The organism is Mycobacterium sp. NPDC050441, from assembly GCF_040655355.1.
In the GTDB taxonomy this organism is placed as follows: Bacteria; Actinomycetota; Actinomycetes; order Mycobacteriales; family Mycobacteriaceae; genus Mycobacterium.
On the sequence record NZ_JBFAJS010000003.1, the window covers coordinates 101,574 to 117,941 of the forward strand.

Genomic DNA, 16,368 nt, shown 5'->3' on the forward strand with positions numbered 1-16,368 from the left:
GGCACGGCGTCGCTACCGCGCCGGTTCCAGCTCCCACGCACCGCGTCGCAAGACTCCGCTGACAGTCAGATCCGGGCCCAGCACCACGAGATCGGCTGCGGCTCCGGGTATCAGATCACCGGCCGGCAGGCCGAGCGCCCGGGCCGGGTTGACCGAGGCCTGACGGGCGACGAGCATCAACGCGTCATCGCGGCCCAAACCGCAATGGGCCATGGCGAATCGAACCACCCGGTCCATGGTCGCGGTACTGCCGGCGACCGTGTCCGTGCCCCCGACAAGTGCAACCCCGTCCGTCACATCGACCTGTACCGGCCCCAGGTGGTAGCGGCCGTCGGGCATGCCGGTGGCCGCCATCGCGTCGGTGATCAGCGAAACGCGATCCGGGCCGACGGTGCGCGTGACGTGTCGATAGATGGCCGGGGCGAGGTGGACCCCGTCGGTGATGAGTTCGACGGTGACGGCGGGATCCTCCATCAGCGCGATCACCGGGCCCGGCTCCCGCCGGTCGATCGGGCGCATCGCGTTGAACAGATGCGTGCCCACCGTGGCACCGGCCGCAATCGCCGCACGGGTCTGTTCATAAGTCGCCTCGGTGTGGCCGACGGCCACCACCACGCCCGCATCGACGAACTGCCGGATCGCGGCCAGCGCCCCCGGTCGCTCAGGGGCGATCGTCACCATCCGGATCGTTCCCGCAGCGGCGGCGAGCACCCGGTCGATCTCGGCGGGGTCCGGATCGCGCATGAGCGCAGGCTGATGGGCGCCGCACCGCACGGTCGACAGCCACGGACCTTCGAGGTGTATTCCGTCGATCAGCCCGGCCCGGACATCCTGCGCCAGCGCGCCTACCTCATGCAGCAGGTCGTCGGGGCTCGCCGTCACCAGCGAGGCGATCATCGTGGTGGTGCCGTGCCGCCGGTGCAGCGCCACCGCGGCCGACGTGTCGGCCGTCGAGGCGGCCGAGAAGCTCCCCCCGCCCCCGCCGTGGGAGTGGGTGTCCACGAAACCCGGCATCACGGTCACCGGGCCGAGGTCGCGGTCGGGCCGCCGGGGCGGTGCGCCGGCTCCCACCGACGTCACCTTCTCACCCGACACGTCGATCCAGCCGGGCCGCAACAATTCTGCGCCCGAAATCAGCGTGCCGGCGGTCAGCAGCACTCAGACACCCTGCCAATCCGGTTTCGAACGATAGGTCTCGCGGTAGTAGCCGATGAGCTGAAGCCGCTGCGCCGCAGCGTCGTCGAGCAGAACCGTGACGTGCGGATGATGCTGCAGGATGGTGGCCGGCCACATCGCACTCACTCCGCCCTCGACCAGGTGGTGCACCGCCTCGGCCTTGCTGCGTCCGAGCGCCACCAGGATCACGTGCCGGGCCGCCATGATGGTGGCCAGCCCCTGGGTGAGGCAGTGCGTCGGCACCGCGTCGAGGTCGTCCCCGAAGAACCGGGCATTGTCGACACGGGTCTGCCGGGTCAGCGTCTTGATGCGGGTACGCGAGGCCAGCGAGGACCCCGGTTCGTTGAAGGCGATGTGCCCGTCTGTGCCGATGCCCACAACCTGCAGGTCGACACCACCGGCGTCGCGGATGGCCTCCTCGTATGCCGCGCACGCCGCGGGAATGTCGTCCGCCAGACCGTCGGGACCCTGGACCGCCCCGGGGGCGAAGTCGACGCGCGTGACGAACACGGTGTCGATGACATTGCGGTAGCGCTCAGGATGATCGGCCGGCAGACCGACGTATTCGTCGAGGGTGAATCCCCGGGCCTGCCGGAACGAGATCTGGCCCGCAGCGCATCGTGCGGCGAGTTCGTCGTAGATCGCCAGTGGAGACGATCCGGTGGCGAGCCCGAGGACCGCGTCCGGTTTGCGGTCGAGCAGCGCGCCGACCGCATCGGCAGCCACCCTGCCGATCTTCGCGGCATCGTCCAGGATGATGACTTCCATCTACTTGTTCTACTTGTTCGCCGTGAACAGCTCTGCGCCCGAGGCGATGTCCGCTCCGGCGGCGACCGGCTCGGCCACGGTCACGTTGCCGGGTTCGCGCTCGTCCATGACCACAACGGGGACAATCGGATTGAGGCCCTTCGCCTCAACAGCGGGCACGTCGTAGGTGATCACCACCTGGCCGGCGGCCACCACATCCCCCTGGCTCACGTGCGCGGTGAACCCTTCGCCGTTCAGAGCGACGGTATCCAGACCGAGGTGAACCAGGACTCCGACGTTGTCGGCCGTCATGATCACGTAGGCGTGCGGCATCAGTTTCAGCAACTTGCCGCTGACCGGGGCGATCGCGTCGACCACGCCGCGCGGCGGGTCCACCGCGGCGCCGTACCCCACCATGCCGGCCGAGAACACCGGGTCAGGAACGTCCTGGAGTGCTACGGCGCGCCCGGCGACCGGGGCGAGTACTCGCGTCAAGCTCACGGTGATGGCTCCTTCTCTCGTGTCACAACAATACGAGCGTGGCCGAAAGACGGACTCGAGTTTGCGGGTTCTCGTCTAAGCTTCCGCTCAGCTTCACGGCAGGTCACGCCGGGTGGCCAGGAGGGCGATAAGGCGATGAGCGGAACGACGAAACCTGAAGGTGCACAGGATAAATCCGGCCTGAAGATACCGGCTTTCGCGCAGCTGCAACGACTCGGCAAGAGCCTCATGCTGCCGATCGCCGTGTTGCCCGCCGCGGGCATCCTGCTGCGACTGGGCCAGCCCGACCTGTTGGGCCGGATCGACTCCCCCGTCATCGGCCCGTTCTTCAAGGCGATGAGTGCCGCCGGCGACGCCCTGTTCACCAATCTGCCCCTGCTCTTCGCCGTCGGTGTGGCGATCGGATTCGCCCGCAAGGCCGACGGTTCGACGGCGCTGGCCGCGGTGGTCGGCTACCTGGTGATGGCCGCGGTCTTCAAGACCATGTCCCCCATCGTGCTGGCGGGCGAGGTGGACAAGGCCGGCGATCAAGCCCAGATCAACTACAGCGTGTTCGCCGGAATCGTGGTGGGTCTGGTGACTGCATGGCTGTTCGACCGCTATCACACCATCCAATTACCTTCCTATCTCGGCTTTTTCGGCGGCAGACGGTTCGTCCCCATCGTGGTGTCCCTCGTAAGTTTGTTCATCGCTTTCCTGATGAGCTACTTCTATCCGATCTTCGATGACGGACTGACGGCGCTCGGCCGGTTCATCGGCGGAAGCGGCGCTCTGGGTGCATTCGTCTACGGGTTCGCCAACCGCATGCTGATTCCCCTGGGCCTGCACCACATTCCGAACTCATACGTGTGGTTCATCTACGGCGACTACCAGACCCCCGACGGCAACGTCGTCACCGGCGAACTCACCCGGTTCGCCGCCGGAGACCCGACCGCGGGCATTCTCACCTCGGGTTTCTACCCGGTCCTGATGTTCGGTCTGCCCGCCGCGGCGCTGGCGATGATTGTCGCCGCGAACAAGAAACAACGCAAGGTCGCGGTCGGCATCCTGTCGGCGGCCGCCCTGACCGCGTTCCTCACCGGCGTGACAGAGCCGTTGGAGTTCGCGTTCATGTTCGTGGCGTTCCCGCTCTACGTCATCCACGCAGTCCTGACCGGGCTGTCCCTGGCGATCGCCTATCTGCTCGACATCCACCTGGGCTTCTCGTTCTCGGCCGGACTCATCGACCTGCTGCTCTACGGCGGAGCGCCCGCGGCCCACAACATCTGGCTGCTCATCGCGATGGGAGCGGTGTTCTCCGTCATCTACTTCGTGCTGTTCTACGTGGCGATCACGAAGTGGAACATGCGCACTCCGGGCCGTGAACCCGAGACCGAATTCGAGGCGGAGGAACAGGCGAACCTCGGCGAGGGTGCCGAGTCGGCGACAACGGTTGTCTCCGGCGGCACCGGCACTCTGACCGCACCTGCGCGTGCCGACACCCAGGCCGAGAAGATCATCGCGGCGTTCGGCGGCCGGGAGAACCTCGTCAACGTCGACGCCTGCATCACGCGGCTCCGCATGGAGGTCGCCGACAAGGGCAAGGTCGACCAGGACCGGCTGAAGGCACTCGGCGCCGCAGGCGTCATCGAGGTTGGCAACAGTGTTCAGGCGGTATTCGGTACCAACTCAGAGGCGCTGAAGAACGAGATCATCGACAGCTTGTAGCCCTGGGGCGCCTCACACTGACAGCAGCCGTTGGAAGAAATCGCGATACCGCGTAAGGGCCACGCGAAGATCTTCGGTGGACGCCTCCTCACCTCGAGACCATTGCGCCTCAAGCCGAGATCGCGTGTCGGCGAAACTCGCAGTGAGCTGTTCGACGACTTCTGCCACCAGGTTGTCCGCTTTTTGCACACACTCTTTCGGGTCATCGACGAAGACCGCCTGAACGTCATCCCAGCGCGAGTGCAATCCCGACCGATGCTCATCGGCGAACAACAACGCGTTGTCGTCGCTCAACGTCTCGGCCTCGGCCGCTTCTGAATCTGCCTCGTGGGCACGCTGCGCCCTGTCCGCACCGTGGAACTCCGGGACATCCGTGTCCTGCGGTCGGGCGGTGGTCCCATGTTCGTCGTGGGTGGTCATGCTCGCGCCTCCTTCGTCGAACCCGTGCCGGCTTCGTCCGTACCGGCCTCGTGCTTGCCGGCATCACGCTGAGCCGGGGCATCGTGCTCGGACTGGGCCTCATGTTCGGCAACCCGGGTATCGGACCCAACTTGCGTTGCGGGCCCGACGCCCACCAACTGCTCGAAGAGTGCGCGGTAGTGGACGATGGCCTCGCGCTGTGCCTCGGTGCCGATGTCGCCCTGCTCTTGCGCGAGATGAAGGATGTGCGCCGCCCGGTAGTGTTCGACCACCTTAGGGTGATCCACCGAGACGTCAGCCGCGCGCTGCTCGAAATCGTCTATCGGATAACCCCGTTCGCGCATCACCTCGGTCACCAGACGATCGGCCTCGGCGACCGATTTCGACGGGTCGTCGACGAACGCCGCCTGAGTGACGCCCCACGCCTCGACGTATCGCGCCCGGGATTCCGGCTCCAGCTCGTTGATCTTCAGTTTGTTGTGTTTCCGTTCGCGCGCAAGCAGTTCCCGCTCCGCAGCGCGCTGGCCACCGGCTGTCTCGACGGCATGCTCATACTCCGGCCCGAACTGATCCCTGAGCCGTTCACTCCGCTTCTGACGCATCATCGAGGCGGCCACCACCACCGCGAGCGCGACGATGACCACGGCTACTGCCGCGATGACAATCCAACCCCATGTAGGCATTTTCCAGACCTCCTGCGGCCAGGAGTACCCGTCCCGGGTCTACAGAAACGTCAATTCCCGAATACGCCGATTGGTCAGCGGCAGTAGGACCGGGTGGCGTGGTCCAGAGCGCGCCGATACAGCGGATCCAGATTTCGCGCCGAGACCACCGCATCGACCGCAGTCATCAAGTCGGTCCGGCAAGCCGGTGAGTGCAGTGTCGGCCATTGGTCGGCGATCTCGTTGACCATCGCGTGGTTGAGCGCGTCGATCGTGGTCCTCGACGCGGCCAGGTCGGGTGCGCTCGTCGGGGCGGTCACCGGGTCCAGCTTCCATTGCGAGAACAGGCCGTACTCCACCGCGACGGTCGCGTCGATCTGATCCCGGAACACCTCACCCACGTAAGCGGGGTCGATGTGGCGGCTGCCCGCCTCGGCGGTGGTCGCATCGATGACCTGCTGTTCGCGTTGCGGATCCTCGATCGGTCCACCGGTGCGGAACTTGTTGGCGGCCACCGGATCCGCGGTCTGCAGACGCTGCGCGGCGGCATCGACAAGCACCTGCAACGGGCTGGGCTCCTGCGCCCGGGCCGGCGGCGCACCGGCGAGCACCGCGAGCGCGAGCGCCCCGACGGTCGCCAATCGAACCATCATCAGAGCTTGGCGAAGCAGGCGTCGCCGGAATCGTCGTTGGGGATGGACGCGTTCTGGCTGGAGAACTTGGCCACCACGCCGGTATCGGTCACTTCGACGCTGTCTGCGTGGATGCCCAGCGGGTAGGCGTCGTTCAGCTTGGTCGTGAGTCCGGTCAGGGCCGTCTGCACAGTGTCTTTCTCGAACGGACCGCTGACGTCGGTGACCTGCAGATCCAGATCTCCGTTGTTCACCACGGGCTTGGCGGTCACCTTGGTATCCCCGACGGCCTGCATTGTGATGGTGCCCGCGGCCGGGTCGGTGCTCACATCGGTGACCAAAGATCCGACGCCGGGCAGGTTCTCGGCCACCGTGTCCTTGATCCCGGCCGACGTCCAGGTCAGCGTGGCGGTCAACGATCCGATGGTGCCCTTGGAGTCCGCGGTGCCCTGCAACCGGATGTCGGACAGCGCCACGTCCGCGGTCATTCCCTTGGCGGCCTGCACCTGCTTGCCTCCGGTCTCCACCGAGATGTTGGTGTAGTGCCCGGTGATGTGCTGCCACAGGAACGGCGGATTGACCCCGAACGAGACCGAGGCGTTGTCCTCCACCACACATTCGGCGACCGATACCAGCAGGGAGCCGGCCTTGTGGCGGGCGAACAGCTCACCGCCGGTCAGCCCGATGACCACAAGCGAGACGGCGATGACCGCAATCAGGATGATCGCCTGCGGACTGCGCCAATGCGAGGACCGTTTCTTCGGCTCGGGCTGCGGTTTGTCAGTCGCGGCCGGCGGCTGAACCGGCGGTGGTCCGGCCGGCCGGCCGGGCGCCGGTGGACGGGGCTTCGTGATCTTCTCGGTCGACGCCTCAGGGGGCTGATAACGCGCCCGGATCTGTTCGGTCGCGGCCTCCGGCGGCTGAGAGCGCGCCCGGATCTGCTCGGTCGGCGCCTCGGGCCGGCCGGGGCGGGGCAACCGCCGAGTGGCCGGGTCGGGCGGGGGCACGGGGCCCCGGCCTGGCCGCGGCGGTTCGCCGGGGCGTTGCGGCGGTGTCGGCATCACCGCAATTCTGCCTCATCACCCATGCGGTCAGCCGGGTGGCGCGCCTGTGGGTTCGCTCCTCATTCCTGGTGAGCCGCTACACCCGGCGCCGCGACTTCGGGCTGTTGCTGCAGGTCAGCGGGATTTACGGTGGCGGCCGCCGCGATCGACAGACCCGCGATCACCAGGCAGATCACCGTGTAGACCAGGCTGCCGATGGGATCGCCGTCGGCGGTGACGCCGTCGGCCGCGCCGAAGTAGGCCGGCAGGGCCGTCAGCCACAGGACCGTCATCACCGCCAGGTAGACCGCGGCGTAGCGCAGGATGAGCGGGTTCGCGTAGCGCACGGCCGCGGGATCTCCGTCCTTGCGCAGGCTTGACCATTGAGCGAACAGAACAGGAATCGCCACCAGGGCGATCACGACGAGCTCGGCCGCGTAGATGAACCCGCCGACAGTGGTGCTCCCCGAGATCGAGGCGCCCACGGTGGCCGGCAGGGGCAGCACCGCGGTTCCGATCGACGCCAGGACGCCGACGACGATGGTGCGGCCGAGGATCTGCAGCCCGGTGAAGGTCCTGCCGTCCTCGACGTGACGGCCGACGAACAGCTGCGCACAGAAGGCCAGCGACATCGGCCACAGCGCGGCGAACACCACCACGCTGGGCAGCGGCACCGAATCGAAGAACGGCTGGTTCATCGGATGATCCAGCGTCCACTCCCACCACCGCAGCTGAGGGCCGAGGTGGTCGAAGATCTCGTAGAACGCGTGGTGGACGAACCCGACGCAGATCGCACCGACCAGCACACCGCGCCGGCGGAAGACGCCGAGGATCCGGACGATCTCGTACGCCACCGTCGCCATCATCGGGTAGATCGCCACGATGTACAGCGGCAGCCGGCCCCACAGGAAGTCCACCGTGAACACGTTGTGGGCGAACATGGTGTCGACATGCTCGCTGATCCCGAACGCGCCGGGGAAATACAGCGGCGGTTCGATGATCAGCAGATAGGCGATGGCGCCGAACCACAGCACCAGGTTGGTCGGATCGTTGTGACGACGCAGCCGGACTATCGCGTAGATCAGGGCCAGCACCGCGCCGACGATCACGGTGATCTCCAGCACCGGCAGCGTCCAGTTCTCCAGCCCGAACGGATTACGGAACTCGGCCACTCCCCCGGCGGTGTCACACGAAAAGCCCAGGCGCCCTGCCAAACCCGAGAATGTCGGGGTACACAGATCAGACATTTGCGGTGGTCGCTTTCTCGTCGGCGGCGTCCCCTGCGGTGTACCACAGCGTGACGTCGTAGCCGTCCTCGTAACGCTGGAACCACTCGTCGGCCAACACCGGCAGCTTCTCGTGGGCCGGATTGTGGCCCGGAATCTGGCTGCGCACAACCCCGGTGAGGGCAGTCAGCATCTCACGCACCGGCAGGTGCGCGAACGCATTCGCCACTGGTCCGTCATACGGGGTCTTGGTGAACGGAAGCTTTTGCAGCAGTGCCTTTTTCCGGGCCTGCATACCGAACATCGACATCGCGTCGATCTGACGCTCCTCCAGCGGAACGTGCTTGTTGAAGCCCTCCGTGGCGATCCTCAGCACGGCCCACACGTGCTTGAAGATCGACGGGGCAACCCGCATGCGGTACCACGGGTCGTCTACCACCGCGTCGTAGATGACCAGCGCCGAACTGCGGTGCTCGACCTCTTCGACGAAGTGCCACAGGAACAGTGACGCCACCCGGTCGTCCCCAGGAGCGAACAGCGTGTCGTCATGGTCGAGCATCAATTTGAACACCGGAGTGAACGTGGCCTCCAGATCGGCGGTGTAGGCCAACCGGTACTTCAGCGGCGTCTCGGCGGTCAGGTCGTCGAATGCCTTGATCACCTCGTCGAGGGTTTCCTTGAGCGCCGGATAGGTCTTGAGCAGCCCCTTGGCGTGCTGGCGGTGGGCCATCGAGTGCTGACCTTCCTGCCGGACGAAAGCCTGGGCCTCCTCGGCGACCGCCGGATCGGTGATGAAAGGCATGGCCTCGGTGATCATGTGGCCGATCATCTTCTCGAAGGCGATGGCCAGGAACGACACCGCGTTGGCCATCGACGAGAACGCCGGGTTGGTCTCGTTCCACAGGAATGGGACGCGGTGGTCCGCGAACGCGAACCTCATCTTCCGCACGATCAGATCCGTCATCGGTGCCACCTCAGCTCGTCCAAGCAATCATACAAACAACGCTTTCTTTGTATGATTACTACACGCGGGTGCGGCCCGTCAACGGCGGGTGGCGATATCCTGCAGAGATGTTGCTGGCCAGGAATCCGGACCGTGGCGCGTAGGCGCGGGTGGGACGGGCGACCGCCCAGCAGTGACGAGGAAGCCTCCGAACGCATCGTCGCCGCCGCGGTGCAGTTGATCGCCGAGACAGGCACCGGCATCAGCATCGCCGACGTCGCGGCGTCTCTCGGCGTCATCCGCCAGACCGTGTACCGTTACTTCCCCACCGCCGAGACCCTGATGCACGCAGCGGCCATCGCCTCGGTGGAGGACTTTCTCGACCGGCTCGCCGAGAGCGTGCGAGGGATCACCGATCCCGCCGAGGCGATGACCGAAGGCGTCATGTTCACCTTGGAGGAGGTCGCCCGCATACCGCACCTCCGGATCATGTTGTCCGGTCCGCAGGCCGCTGCCAGTTCGGTCAATGTCGCCTCTGACGAAGGTCAGGCGTTCGGCATGCGGATGATCACGCGCTTCGACGTGGACTGGGAGAAGTACGGATACGACGAATCTGCACTGCGCGAGCTCGTGGAATTCACGCTCCGCACCATGCTGTCGTTCTTCGTCGCCCCCAACGAGCCCGGCCGGAGCCGAGAAGAGTTGCGGCGCTTCCTCAGACGCTGGCTGGGCGGGTCGATTCTGGCTCAGCCGGCCGATGGCGCGCGATGACATCGCCGAACACCGCGGGGATCAACCGGTTGAAGATGTCGGCGCGCTCCCACTGCAGGAAGTGACCGGCACCCGGAACCACCAGTGGGCCAATACGATTGAGAAACGCACGCTCGGTGCGGGGTACGAAGTCCTCACCGACCACATGATCGTCGGGACCGTACAGCACCAGGGTGGGCACCTCGACCGCATCCATCAGCGGGATCTCGGACATGGCTCGACCGTAGGCGAGTTGGTACGACGCCCACCCGCCCCGTAACTTCGCCTCGTCGGCGAACGGCTCGGTCATGAAGTCCACGTCGGACTGGGTGAACGCATAGGCCGAGCCCCACAACCGATTGGTGTACATCGCCGCCACCCACTGCCTGCGCGCTTCCGGCGTGGGCAGCATCGCGGCGAGTTCGTCAGGGAAGGCACCCTGCATCCAGCGGTAGTCGCCGGTGGGGTCGGCCGCGCCGCGCACCGAGCCCGGATGTTGTGTGCCGATTCCCGAGTAATCCACGGCCATGGGCGGGACGGTGTTGAAAACACAGAAGCGCGTGACGAATCCGGGAAACCGGTGGATCATGTCAGTGCTGACGACGGCCCCGACGTCGCTCGCCGCGATCAGGCAAGACTCGTGTCCGAGCTGGTCGTGGACGAGCGCGTACAGGTCGCGGGAGTACGTGACGATGTCGTGCTGGTCGTCGGGCGGAGTGGAGCTGTCTCCCATGCCGCGCAGGTCCGGGACGATGACCTCGAAGCCGGCTGCGGCCAGCGCCTCGATGTTGCGCCACCAGATCCGCTTGGTCTCGGGATACCCGTGCACCAGCAGAAGTGGAACGCCGCCGACGCCCTGGCGGACGAACGCCAGCGAAACTCCTTCGGCGACAACGGCAGTGTGGATGGTGAACGCGTCAGCGGCCGGCACCGGAGGTTGCGCCGGACGCTGACGCGGGTCGTAGCGGAAGTCCGCCATAGCGAAAGACCCTGCCGATCAGCGGGTCCCGCGCACCAGCCGGCCCGGGCGGGCCCCGGTGTCGGCACCGTGACGGCGGGTCACCGTGCCGCTGACGATCGTCGCGTCGTAGCCACTTGCGCTCTGCACCAACCGCTTTCCTCCGGCGGGCAGGTCGTACGCCATGCTCGGCGCGTGCAAGGTCAGGGCGTCCAGATCGATGACGTTGACGTCGGCCTTCTTGCCCACGCTGATCACGCCACGGTCCGACATGCCGTAGAGCTGCGCGGTGTCGTGCGACTGCTTGCGGATGACGTATTCCAGTGGCAGCTTCTCGCCGCGGTGACGGTCGCGGGCCCAGTGAGTCAGCAGGAATGTCGGGTACGAGGCATCGCAGATCATGCTGCAGTGCGCGCCGCCGTCGGACAGGCCCAGCACGCCGGCCGGATGGGTGAGCATCTCCCGGATGGCGTCGTGGTTGCCGTCAGAGTAGTTGAACATCGGGTACATCAGCATGGCTCCGGCGTTGGCCTCAAGCATCAGGTCGTACATCGCCGCCAGCGGGTCCAGGCCGCGCTGCTTGGCGATCGCCGCAACGGTGCGCTCGTCGGTCGGCTCGTAATCCGGCGGATCCCCGATGTGGTACAGGCGGTTTGCGACATTCTGGGCGAGCATGAACATGCCGTCGAACAGCTTGTTCGGATCGATCGGGAGGTCTTCTTCGGCCAGGATCGCCGCGCGCACCTTGGGGTCCGCGAGCCGCTCGGCGAGCTCCTCGCGGGTGCATTCGGCTTGCAGGCGACGGTAGGTCGGACGGTGAGTGAAGGCGTGGTGGCCGGGGAAGCCCAGCAGCATCCCGAACGGCCGCGCCGCCACCTGCGGGAACAACCGGCTGCCGGCCTGATGCGCCGCCGCCGACAAGTCGAGCTGCTCGCGCCACAGGTTCGGGTCGGCGTCGACCTGGATCAGCGCAAAGCTGAGCGCACAGTCGATCTCCTCACCGAGGCGGCGCATCCAGTCGAGTTCCTTCTTGGGCGCGACGATGTCTTCGCCGGCCGCCCCCTGCGGGGCCAGCTCGAACACCGCGGCTCCGGCGGCAGCAGTGGCCCTCCCCAGGGCGAACAACTCGTCTTCGGCGGCAAAGGTGCCGGGCACCGGCTCGCCGTCCATGGCGGTGTGCGCGATGGTGCGCGACGATGAAAAGCCAAGCGCCCCAGCCTCGATGGCCTCCTGCACCAGCGCAGCCATGGCCTTGATGTCATCGGGCGTCGCCGCTTCGTTGCGGGCGCCGCGCTCCCCCATCGCGTAGGCCCGGACGGCACCGTGGGCGATCTGGGTGCCCATGTCGACGGCCAGTTCGCGCTTGCCGATCACGTCCAGGTATTCGCCGAAGGTTTCCCAGCCCCAGGTGATGCCCTCCGTCAGGGCCGTGCCGGGAATGTCCTCGACGCCCTCCATCAGGGAGATCAGCCACTGCTCCTGGCCCGGCCGGACCGGCGCGAAGCCGACACCGCAGTTACCCGCGACCACGGTGGTGACGCCGTGGTTGCTGGACGGTTCGAGCACAGCGTCCCAGGAGACCTGGCCGTCGTAGTGGGTGTGGATGTCGACGAAGCCGGGGGCGACGATCTTGCCTGTGGCGTCGATGGTTTCGGCGGCGTCGCCGACCAGTGCGGGGTCGCCGGCACCGCGGCGGTGTACCTCGACGATCTTGCCGTCCTTGATCGCGACATCGGCGGTGAACCGGTCGGCACCCGTCCCGTCGACGACGGTGCCACCGGTGATTTTGAGATCGAACACGTTTTCAACTCCCTTGAGGCGTGGAGGCCGCTACGGTGGCAATGTAACACCGTTACAGAACTGCCGTGCCGAATTTGTCCTACCCAGCGGGAAGGTGTCCCATGACGACCCAAAGCGCCGCCGACACCGACAATCCCCGGCGGGTGGACGCGATCGGCGACCCGCCCAAACGCCCCACCCTGGTGCCGGCCGAGCGCTACGTATCCCCGGCGTTCGCGCAACTCGAAGTGCAGCGCATGTGGCCGCGGGTGTGGCAGGCGGCGTGCACGGTCGATCACGTGGCCGAACCCGGCGACTACTTCGAATATCGTTGCGGCCCCTATTCGATACTGATCGTCCGCGGAGACGACGGCGAGTTGCGCGCCTTCCAGAACGCGTGTCGCCACCGCGGCAACGCGCTGTGCACCGGCACCGGTTCGTCACTGCAGGAACTGAAATGCGGCTACCACGGCTGGACGTGGGATCTGGCGGGCGCGCTCAAGCGGATCCCGAACCGCAAGGGGTTCGGCACCGTGCACATGTCCGAGTTCCCGCTGGCGCCGGTGCAGGTCGACACCTGGGAACGGTTGGTCTTCGTCAACCTCGATCCCGAGGCGATGCCCCTGGCCGACTACCTGGAGGCGGTCCCCGGCGACATCGCCTGGTGCGGGCTCGGCGACTTCCGTTGCTACGCAACGATGACCATCGACGTCGAGGCCAACTGGAAAACCATCGCCGACGGCTACAGCGAGACCTACCACGTCCAGACCCTGCATCCCGAACTGCATCGGTGCATGAACGACGTCTACGCGCCGCAGAAGATCTGGGGCCACACGGGCAAATCCGAATCACTGTACGGAGTCCCGAGCCCCCGGCTGGCCGGCGCGCTGAGCGACGAAGAGGTGTGGGACGCCTACGTGTACACCCAGGGTCCCCTGATGGGTATGGCCGAAGGAACACCGTTCCCCCGTGAGCGGCAATCCCCCGGCCAGACGGTGGCCGACGTGATCGCCACACAGATCAAGGAATTCGCGGCCGGACGCGGTGTCGACATCAGCTGGGCCAGCACCCTCCAGGTGATGTGCCTGCACCAGTACAACATCTTCCCGAACCTGACCCTGCTGGCCAGCGCCGATCATCTGACGGTGATGACGTCGCTGCCCGGGCCTGATCCCGACCGCGGCCTGCTCGTGATGACCCTGATGACCCGCACGCCACCGCAGGCACCGCGGATCAGGCCGACGGATGTCCGGATGAGCGCCGCCGACGCCCACCCCGGCGTGGTGATGAGCCAGGACATCGCCGTACTCACCGGCCTGCAGCGCGGTTTGCACCAGCCGGGCTTCACTCACCTGGTCCTGTCCGCCGAGGAGCGGAGAATCATCAACATGCACCGCAACCTGGAGCGCTACCTCGAACTCCCCGAGGCCGAATGCATCGCCGAAGCGGAAGCCGGCGGATGAGTCCGAAGTCGAAGGCGATCGACGCCGACGTCATCCTCGATGCGGCGGCATGCCTGATCGAAAAGGATGGGGTCGAAGCGTTCTCGATGCGGGGTCTGGCCGAGCGCATCGGCGTGGCCGTCACCTCGATCTACTGGCACATCGGCGGCCGAGACGCGCTCTTCGACAGTCTGGTCGACCGCTTGGTCGCCGAGATGGCCGGATTGCCCATGGAGGGCGACACTCCGGTGAATCGGATTGCCGCGCTCGCCCGCAACCAGCGCAGCCTGCTGATCCGCCGCCAGCATCTGTTGGGGGTCGCCCACGAGCGGGACCGCACCCCGACGTTGTTCCTGCCCGTGCAGCAGCGGCTGGCGACCGAACTGTCCGAGTTGGGTGTTACCGGGGCCCGTGCGGCACTGGTGCTCCGCGCGGTGGAAGTACATGTGATTTCCTCTGCGGTGATGCAGTTTTCGGCGGTGCGCGGCCCCCGGCACCAGGAGGAGGACCCGTCCCTGTGGACCGCCGACTGGCCCGATCAGGATCTCGTCGCTGCGCTACAGTCCCCCACCGATTACGACGCGGTGTTCGAGTACGGCCTCGACGCGCTGTTGGCGCCGCTGAGGCAGGTCAACGGTCGGGTCAGGGCAGCACGGTCTTCATCAGCATGACGTTGTAGGCCGACCACAGCGACAGGTTGTAATACAGCTCCTTGCCCGTCGACCACGGATGCAGGTACGGCGCGTAGATGCCGCCGGGGATCTGCGACGAGGGTGCGATCAACTGCTCGGGCCCCCACGGGCCCTGCGGCGCCGGCGCGGTCCGCATCACGACATCGTTCATCCCGTTGCCGTACAGCACCAGGTACTGCTTGAGATACGTGTTGTACTGCGCGGACATTTCGCTCACCGGCCCCGGGATCACCGGTGTCGCCGCCGCCGGATTGCCCGGCACCCACGCGTTGTTGTCGGCGTTCCAGTATTCGTATTTCGTGAGATCCGGAATCAGCGCAGGAGATACCCGTGCCAGGTACGCCGATCCGCCTCGGCCGTTCGGTGTCCCGAACGTGTAGATGTACGGATCGCCGGGGCCCGGCTTGAGGAACGCACCCATCTGGAAGTTCTCATTGCCTCCGCCGGGCGGGCGGATGGTCCCGGGGTAGACGCCCCAGTTCTCGCCGTTGTCCGGCGACATCGCGATCGCCGAGAAGTTGGTCGACCACGCTCCCGGGCTGTCCCAGTTCCTGATCGACATGAAGTTCAGATACTGGTTGCGCCCGACGGCGACTCCCGCCGTCGGAATGATGCCCGTCTCCTCCGGCGCCCGGCCGATGCTGTTGATGATCTGCTTGGAAATGCCCTGGCGCCACACGGGAGAACCCGAATACCTGTTGGCCACCACACCGTCGGGCACGGCGACGGTCTGCGACAGCGAGCCGTCCTGGCTGCGGAACAACGCGTTGTACCGCCACTGCTTGCCGGGAATGCCGCAGTAACCGTTGGTGTCGCCGAAGGCCATCAGTACCTGGCGGTTCGCCGGATCGCCGTTGTCCCACATGATCCCGAGGTCAGTGCCGGTGATGGCGAAGCGCTTGATCGTCTGATTCGGGCTGTCGGGGCCGGTCACCCACCCGACGATCGACGTGCCGGGAGGCGCACCCGGGGCCGGTTGGGCAGCCGGAGCCGGAGCGGGCTGAGCTGCGGCCGGAGCCGGTGCGGGCTGAGCTGCATTCGGGACGGGCTGGGCGCCACCAGGATTGGGCGCCGGGACAACCGCCGCCTTCTGCCTGACCTGTCCGGTGTTCGGCATCAGCGCCTTGAGCAGAGCCAACGGCAGCTGCCCGAGTTTGGGCAGTGGAGCGCGGTCATTGGCCCCCGCGGGCATGTGCCCGATCGGCCGGTTGAGGGGGGCGAGCCGGGACGGCTTGGGGATCTGGAAGGCCTGGTTCGGGAGGGGTTGCGCGGCCGCGGCAGCGCCTTCACAGGGTTCGGCCGATGCCGAAGGCGCTACTCCGACGGCGACGACTAATCCGATTGCGGCCGCCGCTGCCATCGTCGAAGCACCTCGAGGACGTCGCGACATGTCACACCTTCCCAATGCAGGGACGTCGGCATGACGTCACAGTTGGCTGATGTGACGTTAGTGATCAATGGTGTCGATGTGACCAGTGATGCACCGATAGGTACCGTCCCGTGACCGTGTCGCAACCGGCCCGGCGTGTTGCATTCCCGCGGTTCGATGGGGGCTGACCTGGGGGTTTGCTCCGGCGGCGCGGATAATCAGTGCTCGGACCAGGCTCCAGGCAGTCTTGGCGCCCTTATCGCCGAAGGCATGGCCGGCGTCGCCGAACTGCCCGCCGGCATCGGCCCGCCGACCGTTCGC

At 66.5% G+C, this 16,368-nt stretch carries 15 protein-coding genes and 1 pseudogene; 4 read left to right on the forward strand and 12 right to left on the reverse strand.

What is annotated here, in order from left to right:
• Positions 1–12: 12 nt before the first annotated feature.
• From nagA to AB0I14_RS09490, 3 genes are read right to left on the reverse strand one after another with little or no spacing between them, the layout of a single operon-like run.
• Positions 13–1,158 (reverse strand): N-acetylglucosamine-6-phosphate deacetylase, encoded by a 1,146-nt coding sequence (gene nagA, locus AB0I14_RS09480; RefSeq protein WP_358019376.1) that lies wholly within the window; start codon positions 1,156–1,158, stop codon positions 13–15.
• Positions 1,159–1,944, reverse strand: a complete 786-nt coding sequence (gene nagB, locus AB0I14_RS09485; protein WP_358019379.1) for a glucosamine-6-phosphate deaminase — start codon at positions 1,942–1,944, stop codon at positions 1,159–1,161.
• 9 nt (positions 1,945–1,953) lie between these two features.
• Positions 1,954–2,424: a glucose PTS transporter subunit IIA gene (locus AB0I14_RS09490; RefSeq protein ID WP_358019382.1), complete on the reverse strand. Its 471-nt coding sequence runs from the start codon at positions 2,422–2,424 to the stop codon at positions 1,954–1,956.
• 135 nt (positions 2,425–2,559) lie between these two features.
• Here AB0I14_RS09490 and AB0I14_RS09495 point away from each other — a divergent pair, with 135 nt between their 5' ends.
• Positions 2,560–4,131, forward strand: coding sequence for a PTS transporter subunit EIIC (locus AB0I14_RS09495; protein WP_358019385.1), 1,572 nt, complete (start codon positions 2,560–2,562; stop codon positions 4,129–4,131).
• A gap of 12 nt (positions 4,132–4,143) precedes the next feature.
• Here AB0I14_RS09495 and AB0I14_RS09500 read toward each other — a convergent pair whose 3' ends face one another.
• From AB0I14_RS09500 to AB0I14_RS09525, 6 genes and pseudogenes are all read right to left on the reverse strand, one after another.
• Positions 4,144–4,551 carry a hypothetical protein gene (locus AB0I14_RS09500; RefSeq protein WP_358019389.1) on the reverse strand — a complete coding sequence of 136 codons (408 nt, stop codon included), beginning with the start codon at positions 4,549–4,551 and terminating at the stop codon, positions 4,144–4,146.
• A 149-nt stretch (positions 4,552–4,700) separates the two neighbouring features.
• Positions 4,701–5,234 (reverse strand): annotated as a pseudogene (locus tag AB0I14_RS09505) (hypothetical protein); the annotation flags it as partial.
• 74 nt (positions 5,235–5,308) lie between these two features.
• On the reverse strand, positions 5,309–5,866 hold the full coding sequence (locus AB0I14_RS09510) for a chorismate mutase (protein ID WP_358019392.1): 558 nt from the start codon (positions 5,864–5,866) through the stop codon (positions 5,309–5,311).
• Positions 5,866–6,906 carry a DUF2993 domain-containing protein gene (locus AB0I14_RS09515; RefSeq protein WP_358019395.1) on the reverse strand — a complete coding sequence of 347 codons (1,041 nt, stop codon included), beginning with the start codon at positions 6,904–6,906 and terminating at the stop codon, positions 5,866–5,868. Before AB0I14_RS09515 ends, AB0I14_RS09510 begins: the two co-directional genes overlap by 1 nt.
• 62 nt (positions 6,907–6,968) lie before the next feature.
• Positions 6,969–8,135 carry a hypothetical protein gene (locus AB0I14_RS09520; RefSeq protein WP_358019397.1) on the reverse strand — a complete coding sequence of 389 codons (1,167 nt, stop codon included), beginning with the start codon at positions 8,133–8,135 and terminating at the stop codon, positions 6,969–6,971.
• The gene (locus AB0I14_RS09525; RefSeq protein WP_358019399.1) at positions 8,128–9,078 is read right to left on the reverse strand and encodes a metal-dependent hydrolase; all 951 of its coding nucleotides are present in this window, start codon (positions 9,076–9,078) and stop codon (positions 8,128–8,130) included. Before AB0I14_RS09525 ends, AB0I14_RS09520 begins: the two co-directional genes overlap by 8 nt.
• A 132-nt stretch (positions 9,079–9,210) precedes the next feature.
• Between AB0I14_RS09525 and AB0I14_RS09530 the strand changes: the two genes are divergently transcribed.
• Positions 9,211–9,828 carry a TetR family transcriptional regulator gene (locus AB0I14_RS09530; RefSeq protein ID WP_358019401.1) on the forward strand — a complete coding sequence of 206 codons (618 nt, stop codon included), beginning with the start codon at positions 9,211–9,213 and terminating at the stop codon, positions 9,826–9,828.
• Here the strand turns inward: AB0I14_RS09530 and AB0I14_RS09535 are convergent.
• Together AB0I14_RS09535 and AB0I14_RS09540 are read right to left on the reverse strand one after the other, a co-directional pair.
• Positions 9,773–10,786 carry an alpha/beta hydrolase gene (locus AB0I14_RS09535; protein ID WP_358019404.1) on the reverse strand — a complete coding sequence of 338 codons (1,014 nt, stop codon included), beginning with the start codon at positions 10,784–10,786 and terminating at the stop codon, positions 9,773–9,775. The two genes, AB0I14_RS09530 and AB0I14_RS09535, sit on opposite strands and share 56 nt — an antisense overlap.
• An 18-nt stretch (positions 10,787–10,804) precedes the next feature.
• On the reverse strand, positions 10,805–12,565 hold the full coding sequence (locus AB0I14_RS09540) for an amidohydrolase family protein (protein ID WP_358019407.1): 1,761 nt from the start codon (positions 12,563–12,565) through the stop codon (positions 10,805–10,807).
• 101 nt (positions 12,566–12,666) lie between these two features.
• Here AB0I14_RS09540 and AB0I14_RS09545 point away from each other — a divergent pair, with 101 nt between their 5' ends.
• Together AB0I14_RS09545 and AB0I14_RS09550 are read left to right on the forward strand one after the other, a co-directional pair.
• Entirely contained in the window at positions 12,667–14,007 is a 1,341-nt protein-coding gene (locus AB0I14_RS09545; protein ID WP_358019410.1) for an aromatic ring-hydroxylating dioxygenase subunit alpha, read from the forward strand.
• Complete coding sequence (locus AB0I14_RS09550) at positions 14,004–14,657, forward strand: TetR/AcrR family transcriptional regulator (protein ID WP_358019413.1); 654 nt, start codon at positions 14,004–14,006, stop codon at positions 14,655–14,657. The genes AB0I14_RS09545 and AB0I14_RS09550 overlap by 4 nt, the downstream gene beginning before the upstream one ends.
• Here the strand turns inward: AB0I14_RS09550 and AB0I14_RS09555 are convergent.
• Positions 14,629–16,038: a DUF4185 domain-containing protein gene (locus tag AB0I14_RS09555; protein WP_358019416.1), complete on the reverse strand. Its 1,410-nt coding sequence runs from the start codon at positions 16,036–16,038 to the stop codon at positions 14,629–14,631. The two genes, AB0I14_RS09550 and AB0I14_RS09555, sit on opposite strands and share 29 nt — an antisense overlap.
• Positions 16,039–16,368: the final 330 nt, after the last annotated feature.